Source organism: Acetobacter okinawensis JCM 25146, assembly GCF_000613865.1.
In the GTDB taxonomy this organism is placed as follows: Bacteria; Pseudomonadota; Alphaproteobacteria; order Acetobacterales; family Acetobacteraceae; genus Acetobacter; species Acetobacter okinawensis.
Map to the genome: position 1 here is coordinate 1 of NZ_BAJU01000054.1, position 14,764 is coordinate 14,764.

A 14,764-nucleotide genomic window follows, 5' to 3' on the forward strand; every position below is an offset into this window, starting at 1 on the left:
AATTCGTTATGCGATGGATTTCTGTAATCCTGTCACTGGTCTTCTAAAAGATGGTCGATACATTTTTGCCTGTCGCGAAGTTAGTGGCATACTTAGAGGTCAAGAGATAGTTTGCACGGTTGAGGAATGCCATTAGGCAGCATTAGCGAAATATTTTTTTTGGTCTGCGCACGTTCTTGGCAAGATAGAGAGCCAAAGATGCATATCCGTCAGATTTATCAGAACAACCATGCTGTTGATGATGCATGCAAAGTCTGTCACAAGCTGGAACAGATTGTCTCCCGTTTATAACATGAGGCTTTAGGGGAGAGTTTTTGTGAAATACGCGCTTCTGGAAGATCAGGCGCGCACCTTGGAAGCCACGGGTGCTTACCGGGTTTTACGTCGTATCACGCCCCTTCCGCTTGAGACGCTGGTGCCGCGTGACCAGACCCGTGTGGGCCTTTTTCTGGATCTTGAAACCACCGGCCTCGACCCGGCCTGTCATGAAATCATCGAATTCGGAATGGTGCCCTTTGTCTATACGCTGGATGGGCGCATTCTCGGCACCTTACCGGCCTTCAATCGTCTGAGAGAGCCTTCCAAGCCCATCCCTCCCGAAATTACCACCCTAACTGGGATCACACAGGAGATGGTTGCCAGAAAAACCATCGTCCCTGAAGAGGTCGCCCAGTTCGCGGCCCAGGCAGCCCTCATCGTCGCCCATAACGCCCGCTTTGACAGGCTGTTTGCCGAACGCTTCTGGGAGGGGTTTTCAACACTGCCCTGGGCCTGTTCCATGGAAGATGTGCCCTGGCAGGCAGAAGGCTATGAAGGGCGCAGCTTGGTTATCTCGTCATGCAGGCCGGGTGGTTTTTTGATGGACACCGGGCTGCTGATGATTGTCTGGCTGGTGTTACCTTACTCAGCACACGTTTGCCTAAAACACAGACCCCAGCCCTCTCCGCCCTGCTTCACGAAGCGCGGCAACCCCGCTGGCAGATCTGGGCGGAGAATGCCCCCTTTGACCTTAAAGATACACTCAAGGCCCGTGGCTATCGCTGGAATGACGGCACTGATGGCCGCCCCAAAGCGTGGTTTACTGAAGTGTCTCAGGCGCAAAAAGAAGACGAACAGCATTTCCTGAAAACAGAAATCTATCTTCGTGAGGTCGCCCTGCTCACCCGTGAAATTACCGCATGGGATCGCTTCTCGCCCCGCGCCTAAGAGATTCCCCTTTCCCTACGACATTTCAGATCAGGTTTTAGTCCCTTATGCATTTTACTCTGGAAACTATTTTCTTCCTGATCACGACCGCCTTTGTTGCAGGTTGTATAGATGCTCTGGCAGGCGGTGGGGGACTGCTCACCATTCCCGCCCTGATGGCAGCCGGTATCCCTCCTGTCTCGGCTCTGGCAACCAACAAACTTCAGAGCAGTATCGGAACGTTCTCGGCGTTCCTGACTTTTCTCAAAGCCGGGCATGTTGATATCTCTCAGTTTGCCCTACCGGCAGTAGGCGCTTTTCTCGGCTCTCTGACGGGTGCCACAGCCGTTCAGTTCATCAACCCTGTGTTTTTGTCCGCCATTGTACCACTGCTTCTCATAGCCATGGCCATCTATTTTCTGCTTGCACCGCCCATGAGTGCGGTAGACCGTCAGGCACGTCTGAACCGCTGGGGTATTACGGCCTGCATTACAGCCGTAGGGTTTTATGACGGCTTTTTTGGCCCCGGCGCTGGCTCATTCCTGACAACCGTCCTGGTTGCCTTTGCCGGCCTTGGTCTGGTACGCGCTATTGCCAATACCAAATTCCTCAACCTTCTGACCAACCTTGCCGGGCTGACCGCCATGATCGCCGGGGGCAAGGTTTTATGGCTACTCGGCTTTGGCATGGCGGCGGCCAACGTTCTGGGTAATCAGGTTGGAGCGTGGCTCGCCATGCGTTTTGGAGGCAAAGGCATCCGCCCCTTACTGGTCGTTATGTCCCTTGCCCTGACCATCAAACTGCTGGCCAACCCGGATAATCCATTGTGGAAGATATTCTAATTTAATGTTTAGTCCCGTGGTTTGATTGTGTGATATTTTCCGATGAGTGGAAGGGAGCATTATAGTGCAGGTACGTCATGGGAGCGTCACCACCACACACGCTGTGCGAGCAGCAATACAGCGATCGCAGACTTCGCTCACGGCGCTGAGCGAGGCGTTTGGAATCAACCCGAAAATAGTTGCATAATGGCGCTAGCACCTGACTATCAAAGATCAGAAACTGGCCCTAAAAAGCCATGATCAACGCGCCTGACAGAAACCGAAGAAGCTATGGCAGTCGCTTTCCGTCGACATACTTTACTGCCTCTGGATGACTGCCTTTATGCCCTGCAGGCTAGCATACCTCATCTGGCAGCCTCGGCCCTGCATCGCGGCTTTCAGCGTCACGAGATCTTACGGCTTCTGAACATGGAGGGAGACAAGCCAAAACGACAGCGCTTTAAACCCTATACCATAGGCTTTTTTACATCGATATTGCAAAAGCCCAGACTGCTGAAGGTAAATATCCACGATTAAACTCATGGGTGCCGTAGTTTTCAGCCATGAACACACCGCCACGTGCTTTCCCACGTCCTATCGCATGGCTGAGCAGACGCCGCTCATCGGTTCTCTGGTCTAGCCTCCCACCATTCCCGACGCTTGGCTGCCGTTACCCCGAACGGCAAGGTCGACCAGATGCAGGTCGGGAGCATTCAGGGCGCATCGATCACGATAAATTTCGTTCTCACCGGCCTCATTACGGCCATATGAACACACACTCGACACTTAGGTACGTCGGCAAAAGTCAGTCATGATAGACGGCCAGCGCCCCTTGCGCGCGAGAACACCTAGTGTTCGAATGTGCCAGAACATTGCAAAACATCAGAGGAGGAGAACGACATGCCGACACAATACGGGACCAAAATTTTCGGCTGGGGCGCTCTGACGTCGCTCTCACTGCTGGCATCCTGCCAGAGCCCGACCATGATAGCCCAGAAGGAAGACCATCTCGCTGCGGCGGGCTTCGCGTTTAAGCTGGCTGATACACCGGCCCGGCAGCAGATGCTAAGCCGGTTGCCGGCCCATCATTTCGTACGGCGGGTCACGGGCGGCCAGGCGTTCTACGTCTATTCTGACCCGACCGTGTGCGACTGCCTCTATGTTGGCGACCAGACCGCGTATGCCCAGTACCAGCAATACCGACAGGCCAAGGCCCTGGCCGACGAGCAGCAGGAAACGGCCATGGACTATCAGGACGCCCAGTGGAACTGGGGCACCTGGGGTCCCGGGATGGGCGGCGGCTGGTATGGCTGGAATCCCGCCTGGGGGAGCTGGGACCCGGGCATGGGATCGATCGGGTGGTAGGAGACCGGTACACGATCCCCGCTGTCGGCCAATCTTGTCCAGTTCGTCATGGCCGACAGTCCCCAGAAGCGCCACACCTTTGCACGCCAGCACCACGAGTATCGCCGCTGCGCAACAATTCAGGACATAAAACCCTCTCTCTGCACAAAACACAGAGTAAAAATCACGTCTAGGAATTGGCAATCTACACGCTAAAAAACTGAAATCAGGCAAAAGGGAAATCAATAAACGGTTCATCGAACCCTCCACCTGGGGTTTGAAGCAAGAATGGTAAAATCATTCCCTAAGTGTTACGATTTGACAATGATCCCTATCAGATTGCTGTCACTGTTTCATATACCGGCCACCATTGATATTCATTTACCAATTCGACCACATCGGCTACTTTAGTTTGAGCAAGACCTTGTTCTTGTGCTTTACGGGCGACCGCAATCGCAACGACACTAGATGTCGCACGAAGGTCTGCATTGGACGGCAATAGGGCCGCACCGGGTGTAGTATCAACTGCCTGACTGGCGACCGCCTGTGCCGCAGCAAAAATCATCTCGTCAGACACCTTGCGCGCCCGGGATACGATTGTTCCGAAGCCAAGGCCAGGATACAGGGCCGCGTTATTTGCTTGCCCTATAATATAAGAAACTCCCTGATAGACAACATTGTCAAACGGTGCGCCCGTTGCGACGAGCACTCGTCCTTCTGTCCATTCAATAAGTTGGGTAGGCGTAGCTTCGTGCAGGTTTGTCGGGTTGGATAGTGGAAGAATAATCGGGCGCTCGACATGCGCGGCCATGTCCTTCACCAGTTCTTCGGTAAAGAGGTGAGGAGTGGTCGACGTGCCGATCAGAATGGTCGGGCGCACATTTTTGACGACTTCAGCCAATTCGATGGTACCGTCACTCTGTGCTCTTTCTCGCCGTAACGCAGCCATTGCCGGCCATCTGGTTTCGGTTGCAGCCAGAGTATCAACTGAGGCACGAGTCCATGACTGCACTTCAGAAGAGGGTCTGGCATAGCTGATCTGAAAATCAAGAAGTCCATGCTGCATGTCGTCGGTTAACAGACCGGGCAGATCTACAAGCCAGATGCGACGGGTCGCTTCGTCCCGTGAAAGGCCATGCCGCATCATCTGGTCACGAATTTGATCGGCAATGCCCACACCGGCCGTGCCGGCTCCTAAAATAACCACACGCTGATCGGACCAGAGGGTATTGCTGCGTTGGACTGCATTGAGCAACGCCCCCAGCACAATGGCGCCGGTTCCCTGCATATCGTCGTTAAAGGTGGGAACCTTGTCACGGAAACGGCTTAAAATACGGCGGGCATTTGTTGAGCCGAAGTCTTCCCAGTGCAGCATGGCTTTAGGGAAGAGTTTTTTGGCTGCAGCCACATAAGCGTCGATAAAATCGTCATAAACCTTGCCGACAGCGCGGCTATGTCGAGATCCGATATAGAGTGGATCGTTGAGAAGTTTTTCATTATTTGTTCCAACATCCAGAACAACCGGAATGACGCGATGTGGGTCAACGCCTGCAGCGGCTGTATAGACGGCTAGTTTGCCGATGGAGATATCAATTCCGTTGGCCCCCCAGTCGCCAATGCCAAGAATTTCTTCAGCATCACTGGCAACCAGAAGGTCAATGTCGTCGGCGCTGGCACCGAACGCCGCAAGTTTTTCTTCAATTTTCTCAGGCTCGTTAATGCTGAGAAAAACACCGCGAGGGCGGGTTATGACTTCACTATACTGCTCTATGGCCTGCCCAACGACAGGATCGTACACAACGGGCAGCATTTCCATGAGATGGCGCTGGAGCAAGGCATAAAACAGCGTCACGTTGTTATCATGAAGCCTCCACATGTAAATGTGTTTATCGAGATCGCTTGGTGCTTTACGATAAGCAGAAAGAGCACGGGTTAACTGGGGTTCCAACTCCGTTGTTATGACCGGTGGTAGCAGCCCGTTCAGTTCGAGAGAATCCCGCTCCTCTTGGGTAAAGGCTGTGCCTTTATTGAGCGCGGGGTCACGCAAAACATCATAGCCTCTAGCTGTTGTCTCGATTTTTCTCGTTTTTCCTGTACCAGTAATCTTTGCCTGTCTGCTGAACATTTCTCTCTCCTAGAGTGGTTTAATTTCCATGGTGCTGAAATTTCGAGATCAGGAGTGATACAGATCATTCAATCCGTTTAAATCGAATGATGCTGCGCGACAGCTTGCCAGAGTCCCAGTTAGGCATTTTACGCATGGTGTAATGACATTGGCGTAATCGCCATTAATTTCTATGGTGCGTCTTTGCTCTGTACCAACCCACTCTGGTGCCCACGCCGTCTGCACACTGGTCACCCACTGGTTGCCTTCAACTCTGTAGCGGCCGATATATGCAACGAGTGTTTTCATCAAATGAGCTCGGTCTGCATCTGTTTTTGCCGGCTGTCGGTCACTGCCTTCAAGATTGAAGGCAACCCACCCATCAGGCGTGAAAATGACACGCCCACGGGGGGATGATCCCATGGCATCAATCATCTTACCCGTTTCTTTATCTTCCACTTTGTAAGAAACAAGCCCCCATACGCCGACGATATTTTTTTTCAGATTGGCGGTTTCTGTGGATGTTGACGTGGCTTCTTTTGTATCCTGTGCCCATGTGGGCACAGCAGCGGTCAATACACTGACTGCACATACAGCAATCACTGATTTTACATGCAAGGAAATATGTTTTGCTAAGACCATGAAAGTTACTTCCCTTCTCGTTTTTTATTTACGGAATGTCCGCAAAAACCAGAAACACCCAAGTGCGATGAGAATAGCCCCCCCGGCCATGCCGATACGGCTTAAAACGAGTAGTGGTGATTTTGAACCACCGTGACGTATCGTGGCGACCTGTGCTGGTGACACAGAAACCTGAGGCCTGCCATATGTATCAAAAACATATTTTGTGAGTTTGGCTATTTCTTCATCGTTGAGCTGCACGGCATCTGTTTTCTTTCCTCCAAAGCCGGGCATGAACGCTTGGGCACCCGCAACATGACGGTCGACACCAAAAAGAATGGTCGCAATCAGATTGTCCGGGTTGGAGGCGCCTGTAACGGAGTTGTGCCATAATGACGGGTAATATCCGTCGTGACTACCCTGCGCCTGGTAATTATGGCAGGACGCACAATTTCCCGTAAACAGTTCAGCACCAGAAATATCGGGATTATCTTCCGACCGAATGGGCTGATTGCCTCTGACACGGCCTGCGCTGGAAACCGGCTGTCCAAGAGCGAAGCGTGAAAGATTTCCATCGGCAGGGTCGCGCACTGGCTGTGTTGATGCAAGGTATATCGTCAGGGCGTTCAGGTCTGCCTCTGTCAGGTGTTGGAAACTGTGTTCGACGGCTTCTCCCATACCACTCGCGGCCTGTGCCAGACCGTCTATATGGCCTGATTTCAGGTAGGTCTTGATTTCATCCTGCGACCAGTTTCCTATGCCACTGATTTTGTCCGAGGTGATATTGGGAGCGTACCACGAACCAAGGCTCCCCCCGCCAAGGGCCTTGGAGGCTTCTTCCTGCATCAGAAAGCCACGCGGCGTGTGGCAGGTTCCGCAATGCGCCGGGCCCTGTGCGAGATAGGCCCCTCTATTCCACTCTGCCGAGCGTGATGGGTCAGGCTGGTACGTTGTGTCATTACGAAACAGTATATTCCAGAACATCATTGAGCTGCGGATGTTCATTGGAAAAGGCAGGGCCGTTTTCGGCGGAGTGCTCTCGACCGGCTGAACGGATTTCATGAAATACAGGTACAGGTCATGTATGTCCTGATCTGTCATGTAAGAATATGCTGTATAAGGCATTGCAGGGTAGAGATTGCTCCCATCCTTGCGGATGCCTTTGCGGACAGCACGAGAGAAATCCGCTTCGCTATACTCCCCGATACCATATGTTTTGGATGGCGTGATGTTGGTTGAGTACATTGTGCCCAGCGGCGTTTTCATGGCTAGACCACCGGCAAACGGTTTGCCGCCTGGCGCGGTATGGCAGGCGACGCAGTCTGATGTGACCGCTATGTAGGTACCCGGATCTGTATTACTGCCATCTTCAGCTGACGCGGGGCTGCACAGGAGTATGGGCCCCGCCAGAGCAGCAAGGAATGAGAGCCTGAAGGCCTGTCTGGTTTGTGTCACTCTAAGCATGGTTCAGTTGCCCGACGATTGCATCCGCAGCTTTAAGCGCCAATGCGGCCATAGTGATTGTGCTGTTCCCGCTGCCGCCGGTCGTCATTGCGGCACCACCAGGCAGGAAAAGATTGTCGTGGTCATGGGCTCGGCAATCTGCATCCACGACTGAATCGCTTGGATCATTGCCCATGATCGTGCCACCCATGATATGATCGCTGTGCAAGAATTCAGGTGAAATCTTGATATCTGTCGCACCGAGTGCAGTTGCCAGTTTTTTAAGAAGGGGAACGGTATAGTTTTCAGCACTTCTCCGGACATAGTCGCCTACATCGTAATAGATGCGAGGACGGTTGAGGCCGAGCCAATCCTTTTTGTCTGACAGGGTCAGACGGTTGAAGGGGAGTGGCAGAGGTTCGTGCTCAACGGTCAGGCGGGCCGTGCAGGCGGATAAACGACGGATTTCCTGATCGAGGGCTTTTCCGTAAAGACCTTTTTCAAGAGCAGCTAAACCTCCGAGTGTGCTTCGCGCCATGTTTTCCATACGGAACATGGCACCGGCATACTCCCGCCGGAAATCACCCTGACTTGTGTTCATGATACTGCTGCTCTGAACGGGGCCTACGCCGGTCCAGAGTGGTTCAGACATTTCAATGTCCGCGATCAGCTTTGGCTGATCCATCATGTTGCGGCCGACCTGATCTGAACTATTGGCGACACCACGGGGGTTTTTGTCATCAGTGGATAAAAGGAGGAGCTTGGGCGTTTCTATGCCATTGCACGCCAGCACAAAGATCTTGCCTGAAACGGCATGTGAGGCTCTGTTCGGGTCGTAGTAGTGGACGGCCTCGACCTTCTTCTGGGCATTTGTTTCAACGCGATAGGCGACAGCATTCGTGATGATCCTGCCCCCTTTTGCCTCGATGCGGGGTAGGGCGGTTGCGGCATCATATTTTGCAGCGATCGGGCAGACTGGAAAGCAGTTATTGTTTCCGCAGCAGGGGGGGCGTCCATCAAATGAAACGCCACTGTTGCGTGCTTGTGGGGCGGGAAGGTTCTGCATGCCAAGAGTTGCGGCAACATCGGTCAGCCGCTGCTCGCCCGGACCAAAGGGAATGGGCCCCATCGGTAGGGGCGAGAGCGCGCGGTGCGCAGCGGCCATTGCAGGGCTGGGTCACCGGGGCCGCAGACACCCATCGCATGCTCTGCCCGCGCATAATAGGGCTCGAGCACATCATAGCTAAAGGCCCAGTCACGGCCTACGCCATAGAGGCTTTTAAGTCGCAGGTCATCGGGCGTCATACGCCAGCAGATACCGGCCCAGTGCCAGGTGGCACCGCCAGCGTAACGCACGTAACCCTGCTCGTAGGCTTTGGCATTTGGCCCGGTCAGGTCAAGATACGATGCGGCTTCAGTCGGGGTCCGTGTTTCAAGGTGCGGCGCCCACGGTTTGGGGGGATACGGGGCGTTCCAGTGGTTGCGCAATGTGGGGGGGAGGTTACGGTAGTTTTCAACGATGGTATCGCGACTGACACGGGGGCCTGCCTCGAGCATGAGCACTGAAAGTCCGGCATCAAGGGCCTGTTCTGCGATCAGGCAGCCGACGACGCCAGTACCAACAATGACGACATCGCTGTTGAGAGTGGAGGGCATGAACAATTCTCCAGAGAAGTTCAGAACGAAGGCATGTTCAGGAGGGGAACGGCAGTCGCATTCCATGCATTGGGTGCTGACTTCGCGTAGGACGGGATCGTCATGACATCGTTGGTAACTTTGAACATGAGCGCCTCTTCAAAGGCGACAACGCGATCACCTGATTTGCCGTGCACTACGCCTGAATACCAGGCTGATATTATCTTCAAGGCTGAGTTTTTCAGTGCCACATCAGTCAGTGCCGGCATGAGATGTTCAACATCCACAACGGCATTTTTCATGATGAAATCCTGAAGTGCTGTGACTGTATTGTCAAAACCCTCTTCGGAATCGCTGAGCGCGTTGTGGATTTTATGACCGACAAAGGGATCCAGTTCGTGTGGAACAAGAAGTTTCGAGACGAGCATGAACCGCAATACACCATCAGGCTCATGTGCTTGTTCTGCTGATGCGGCCGCTCCTCTGGACTGCACAAAACTAGCTGCTGTGGCGAGAGCGCTCATACCAAGAAGCAGGCCGCGCCTGTTTATTTTAAAGGTCGTATAAATTGATGTCATTCACCTACTTCTCCAAGCACTATTCATTAGCATTCGAAACTAAATATAATTAAAAACAATAATATATAGATTTAATTTTTATTTAAATTTTGTTTTTATTTAATTATTTTTTTATAGCTCCCTTTAAACAAGGCAATGCGTCATTATATACTTATCATTTGAGATTGATTTTATTTTACATCGTAATAAAGCCGAGAATATATATTAACTGTAAATATCGTCGAAAATCAGCCGATAAGAAGCATGGAATACCTTGTCCGTAACAGTAGCAACAATGCACTGAAGGAAATGATCAACTACTTATGCAAGGTCGAAGCTCTCCATTGTTTGAGGTAATAAAAATCTGTGACACGACATAGCGCTACAATTGCTATGTTATGATGAATAAATCTATACGTACGAGTACGGAGTTGCCAGTTGCTTAATCAGCTGCTCACCATCAGCAATGAGAACGCCATTGAAGAATTTCCAGTATCTGCCCAATAAAGAGGCTATGATACCGGTACGCCATGGCCACCTCATGACTTCTTCTCTTGTCGCGCTGGGTCTCGTCGCACTAGGTGCCCTTTCACGGTGTCTGATCTCCCCACTGCTTGGCAGCACCAGGACATTGTTCCTACTGCTTCTTCCGGGGTGCTTGTCGGCGCAGCTACTGGTGGACTCTTGTCAGGTATTGCTTCAGCAATCCTCGCATCGGCAATAGGTTCACTGCTCCTTTCATATGATGGTGCCCCTTCGATCGAAAACTGTTGAAACGATCCTGTTTGCGATACTCTGTGTCCTGATCACCTGCGGGGGCGAGTGGCTACTACGCGCTCGCCAGCGTACAGCTGCGATGGCGCAACGCATCCTCGAACGCGAAGCCCATCTACGCTCTATTCTCGATGCAGTTCCTGACGCAATCATTATTCTCGACGAGCAGGGCATCGTACAATCATACAGTAGGGCAGCAATGACACTCCTGAGGTGGAGTGCGATGGAGGCCATTGGAGCGAATATAACAGCCATAATCCCAGAGCTTGGTATGCCTCCGGTTCTCGACAAGAAGGGACCTACAGTAATCGCGCGTAGGGCAGACGAAACGACAATCCCCGTTGATTTGTCCGTAGGGCGCCTAGTCTCGGGAGGTCGCTCCTTTATGATCGCTTTCCTTCGTGATCTTTCGGAACGCGAGGAGGCTGATCGGCGTGTGCGACAGTTGCAGACTGAAGTCATGCATATCTCTCGTTTGTCGGCCATGGGGGAAATGGCGGCAACACTGGCACACGAACTTAATCAACCACTGACGGCGATAACAAATTTTCTCAATGGAAGCCGCCGTCTCCTACAAACAGGGACCGAACAGAACGAACGCGTGCAGGAAGCTGTAGATAAAGCTGCGATACAAGCGCTGCGGGCCGGTCAGATCATACGGTCATTGCGGGACTTCGTGTCACGAGGTGAAGGCGAACTGGAACTGCAAAGCCTAAAGGCTCTTGTGGAGGAGATGGTGGCGCTATCGCTGGTTGGAGTTGCAGAACGCGGGATAGACGTCTCGTTTGAGTTAGATTCTGATGTTGATCAGGTAATCGTTGATAAAATCCAGATCCAGCAAGTTCTGCTCAACCTAATACGTAATGCTGTAGAAGCAGTCGAGGTTTGTAGGGAGCGGCGTATCATCGTCGCAATTGATGCCTTCCAAGGAATGGCACGAATCTCCGTGACAGATACTGGTGCTGGAGTAAGTCCTGAGATCGCAGGGAAGCTGTTCGAACCCTTCTCGACAACAAAGGATGACGGTATGGGTGTCGGCCTATCGATCTGTCGCACCATCGTAGAGGCTCATGGAGGGCGCATTTGGGTGCAGCCGAAACCAGGAGGCGGAACGTGCTTTCTTTTTACCCTGCCCTGCGCCCAGATAGACGAGTTCAACGAATGAATCCTGATTGTATCATCCATGTGATCGACGATGATGAGGCCGTGCGTGAGTCCATCGCCTTTCTGTTACTTGCATCGGGATACACTGCGCAGACTTACGCATCAGCGGATGAGTTCCTCGGTATCGTTGACCAGATCAATAATGGCTGCGTCATAACTGACGTCCGGATGCCTGGTATGGACGGGCTTGACTTAGTCGGCCATCTCCATGCGAGCAGACCACTTTTGCCGGTCATAGTAATTACTGGGCATGCGAACGTTCCTTTAGCGGTGCAAGCGATGAAATCCGGAGCACGGGACTTCATAGAAAAACCGTTTGACGACCACTCTATCCTCGACGCAGTAGCCTCTGCTCTGCAATACGGTGATAAAAACTTTTCAGGACGGTTCCCAGCGCAAGTTGTTAGACAAAAGATCGCCGTTCTAAGCACGAGGGAACAGCAGGTTCTTCGTGGGCTCGTCGACGGCCAGTCAAACAAGATTATTGCTCGTGATCTTGGAATCAGCCCGCGAACAATAGAGATTTATCGGGCTAATCTTATGACCAAAATGGATGCCCGTAGTTTGGCCGAACTGGTACGCATGACTCTATCTACTGAATGACGAATAGATTTTAAAATATGCCTCTTCCCACAAAAGAATAAAACCTGAATTGCTCTGGGTTTTGTAAAGATAGGTAAAGGGAGATAGTGGTGACCCGTCCGTTTGGATCGTGACTGAATTAGGCCTTGTTGCTTTTGTCGGAAATGTTGGGGATTCCTATGATAATGCTCTCGCGAATACCGCTCACAGTCGTTGCAAAACCGAACTAATTTACCAGCAGGGACCATGGAAAATAGAGAATCTGATGAGTTGGCAATGCTTAAATGTGTTAACTAGTTCAATAATAGACGCATGTTGTCATCAATAGGAAACATCCCGCCAGAAGAAGCTATGCGATCTGGAATGTAAATATTTTATTATTTATTTACGATTGTACTTATATTTATTCAGATGTGAAAGCAATCCAGGCTCCCATACTGAAAATAGCTACAAGGGTTGAAAGAAAAACCGTTGATGCTGCCTCTCTCTCACCTTTTTTAATTTGGCTAGAAAGAATAACGATAACAGACGCTGACGGCATTGAAAATGTTAAAACAACCTCTCGAAGGTAAAAAGGGGTGAGGTGAGCTGCAAGCGCAAGACCATATGCGCAGAAAGGTGCCAATATATTCCTGAAAGTAACAGAGGTTACAACCATCTTATTAATAACTGGTTTCATCAAGAAAAGCAGAATACCAGCGGAAAACATGGCTACACCTCCTGTAGATCTTCCAAGCATGACAAACGATGTACCAATCAACTTCGGAATTGGGATTCCCAAAAGAACGAATAAAAATGCAATCAACGGCGCCAGAACCACAGGTTGCTTGAAAGCTTGCTTCAGATGTCCCTCCCAACCACCACCAGAATCCATTGTTTCAGGATTATCACTAGCCAAAAGGAAAAAAACGATCGGAATCAGAAGAACATTGATAGTCATGCTCGCTAATGACACTGCTAACGCACTTTTTCCGCCGAACAGAAAACCAAGCACGGCAGAACCGACAAAAGGAACTGAGGGGTTGCCAACAGCAAGCGCTTGAAGTGTCGCGAGCGATACTGAACGCTTGAAGACGAAACGAGAAAACCAGTAGGTTAGAAAGAAACTGACAATCATCCATCCAATAATGATAGCCGCCAGACTTCCTGAATTTAGGATCTGTTGACGATCAATTTTCGAAATTCCAACAAACAAATCCAAAGGAAGTGCAAATTTGAGCACCATCCGATTCAAGGCGGTGGCTTGATCTCGGTTAAACATTCCTAGTGAAGCAGCGAGGTATCCGAGCATCATTGACAAAACAACTGGAAATATTGCGCCACATATAGTTTCTAACATGCAACCTCACCCTTAGACAGAATAGCAGAGATTGTCTCCACTGTTCAGGAAGTTTTTGGGAATGAATAAGCTATAACTCTGTGTTGTTATGCTACGATTCTGAAAACACTGTTGTTTTTTCTGATACGGGCTCCCAAGCCAGTTGACTTGGTACGTAGTGAGACAGTTCATCGGGCATGCGTCCAGCAAGCGCCGTATATGGGCACCTTTCGTTATAATGGGCGATCATCGTCTGAGACTCACTATGTTTCGACACCAGTTTCACCTCCCACAATTCCTCAAGGATTGCTTCCGGAGCAACTCTTGATCTGACCTCCTCGCATACCCATTTTTTCATAAAACCTATTCTCTGAAGGTAGACTATAGATTAAATTCCTGTCCAAAAAATGGGATCACAGATTCTTTTATTTTAGCACCTCAAAATATAGACCATATTTTTTAGAGTATTCTTGGTATCATTTGCGTACATACAGGTTCTCAGGTTACTCACTGTCTGTAAAATTTTTTTCAAGAGACTTGGTCCCGATCAAAAGTTTGATATCGGAATACTTTTATGTTCGACGCCTGCACAAATATAATAAATTTTAATTTCTACGCCTTGAACTGGCCATTTTTTACAATACCTACTGTTACAGTTATATGAAATTTGGAGGATATTATGAAAAAAACATGCTATGTTTTTGCTATTATTTTGGGTTTTTATTCAATTCAAATAGCTTCCGCGGAGACATGGGATGCTGGCATTGCTACGCATGTAAAGGTGGTTCACCCGGTTACTCCGGATACAAAAAAAGGCGGTATCTGGGACGCCGGTATTGCCGAACACTCAAAAGTCAAACATCGTGATACGCCAGATACGACGCATGGCGGAGTGTGGGATGGCGGCATTTCTGAACATGTCAAGGTTAAATACCCCGATACTCCACAATAGAAACCTAGGCTCAGGACTCATTCTTTAAGATAGAAGATGAAGCTTGCTGCGATTTGGATTGCGGACATGAATGTATGAGCACAGCGGTCGTATCGTGTTGCCACCCGTCGCCAGTCTTTCAGCTTTGCGAACATGTTTTCGATCAGATGGCGCTTTTTATACAGATGCCAATTGTAAGGTGGCTTTGATTTCCTGTTCTTCTTTGGTGGAATACAGACGGTGATATTCCGGCATGCGAGCGACTGTCTGATCTTATTGCTGTCA

14 protein-coding genes and 1 pseudogene are annotated in these 14,764 nt (G+C 50.6%); 7 read left to right on the forward strand and 8 right to left on the reverse strand.

Annotation, left to right across the window (positions count from 1 at the left end):
• Positions 1-316: 316 nt before the first annotated feature.
• The 4 genes and pseudogenes from JCM25146_RS19700 (at position 317) to JCM25146_RS19710 (ending at position 3,371) form a co-directional block, all read left to right on the forward strand.
• Complete coding sequence (locus JCM25146_RS19700) at positions 317-1,126, forward strand: exonuclease domain-containing protein (protein WP_456303747.1); 810 nt, start codon at positions 317-319, stop codon at positions 1,124-1,126.
• A 127-nt stretch (positions 1,127-1,253) separates the two neighbouring features.
• Positions 1,254-2,027: a TSUP family transporter gene (locus JCM25146_RS14070; RefSeq protein WP_025828808.1), complete on the forward strand. Its 774-nt coding sequence runs from the start codon at positions 1,254-1,256 to the stop codon at positions 2,025-2,027.
• Between the two features lie 61 nt (positions 2,028-2,088).
• Positions 2,089-2,530 (forward strand): annotated as a pseudogene (locus JCM25146_RS24210) (IS481 family transposase); the annotation flags it as partial.
• 376 nt (positions 2,531-2,906) lie between these two features.
• Complete coding sequence (locus JCM25146_RS19710; RefSeq protein WP_051544273.1) at positions 2,907-3,371, forward strand: hypothetical protein; 465 nt, start codon at positions 2,907-2,909, stop codon at positions 3,369-3,371.
• 313 nt (positions 3,372-3,684) lie between these two features.
• Here the strand turns inward: JCM25146_RS19710 and JCM25146_RS14085 are convergent, their stop codons facing one another.
• The 6 genes from JCM25146_RS14085 to JCM25146_RS19725 are packed head-to-tail and all read right to left on the reverse strand — an operon-like array spanning position 3,685 to position 9,731.
• Positions 3,685-5,475: an NAD-dependent malic enzyme gene (locus JCM25146_RS14085; protein WP_025828812.1), complete on the reverse strand. Its 1,791-nt coding sequence runs from the start codon at positions 5,473-5,475 to the stop codon at positions 3,685-3,687.
• Positions 5,476-5,523: 48 nt separating this feature from the next.
• On the reverse strand, positions 5,524-6,096 hold the full coding sequence (locus JCM25146_RS19715; RefSeq protein WP_242401159.1) for a lipocalin-like domain-containing protein: 573 nt from the start codon (positions 6,094-6,096) through the stop codon (positions 5,524-5,526).
• A gap of 24 nt (positions 6,097-6,120) precedes the next feature.
• Entirely contained in the window at positions 6,121-7,539 is a 1,419-nt protein-coding gene (locus JCM25146_RS14095; protein ID WP_025828815.1) for a cytochrome c, read from the reverse strand.
• A complete protein-coding gene (locus tag JCM25146_RS24215) occupies positions 7,532-8,584 on the reverse strand; it encodes a GMC oxidoreductase (protein ID WP_242401160.1) in 1,053 nt (350 codons plus the stop codon). The genes JCM25146_RS14095 and JCM25146_RS24215 overlap by 8 nt, the downstream gene beginning before the upstream one ends.
• A gap of 23 nt (positions 8,585-8,607) precedes the next feature.
• Positions 8,608-9,174 (reverse strand): FAD-dependent oxidoreductase, encoded by a 567-nt coding sequence (locus JCM25146_RS24220; RefSeq protein ID WP_242401161.1) that lies wholly within the window; start codon positions 9,172-9,174, stop codon positions 8,608-8,610.
• A 20-nt stretch (positions 9,175-9,194) separates the two neighbouring features.
• Positions 9,195-9,731, reverse strand: a complete 537-nt coding sequence (locus tag JCM25146_RS19725) for a sorbitol dehydrogenase family protein (RefSeq protein ID WP_025828817.1) — start codon at positions 9,729-9,731, stop codon at positions 9,195-9,197.
• A gap of 835 nt (positions 9,732-10,566) precedes the next feature.
• Between JCM25146_RS19725 and JCM25146_RS24230 the strand changes: the two genes are divergently transcribed.
• Together JCM25146_RS24230 and fixJ are read left to right on the forward strand one after the other, a co-directional pair.
• The gene (locus JCM25146_RS24230; protein WP_277909612.1) at positions 10,567-11,649 is read left to right on the forward strand and encodes a sensor histidine kinase; all 1,083 of its coding nucleotides are present in this window, start codon (positions 10,567-10,569) and stop codon (positions 11,647-11,649) included.
• Between the two features lie 20 nt (positions 11,650-11,669).
• Positions 11,670-12,251 (forward strand): response regulator FixJ, encoded by a 582-nt coding sequence (gene fixJ / locus JCM25146_RS14115; protein ID WP_242401162.1) that lies wholly within the window; start codon positions 11,670-11,672, stop codon positions 12,249-12,251.
• A 382-nt stretch (positions 12,252-12,633) separates the two neighbouring features.
• Here fixJ and JCM25146_RS14120 read toward each other — a convergent pair whose 3' ends face one another.
• The gene (locus tag JCM25146_RS14120) at positions 12,634-13,569 is read right to left on the reverse strand and encodes an AEC family transporter (protein WP_025828821.1); all 936 of its coding nucleotides are present in this window, start codon (positions 13,567-13,569) and stop codon (positions 12,634-12,636) included.
• Between the two features lie 658 nt (positions 13,570-14,227).
• Between JCM25146_RS14120 and JCM25146_RS14125 the strand changes: the two genes are divergently transcribed.
• A complete protein-coding gene (locus JCM25146_RS14125; protein ID WP_025828823.1) occupies positions 14,228-14,500 on the forward strand; it encodes a hypothetical protein in 273 nt (90 codons plus the stop codon).
• A 17-nt stretch (positions 14,501-14,517) separates the two neighbouring features.
• Here JCM25146_RS14125 and JCM25146_RS21675 read toward each other — a convergent pair.
• Positions 14,518-14,764 (reverse strand): IS5/IS1182 family transposase (locus tag JCM25146_RS21675; protein WP_025828824.1); only part of this gene is annotated, 247 nt, incomplete at its 5' end.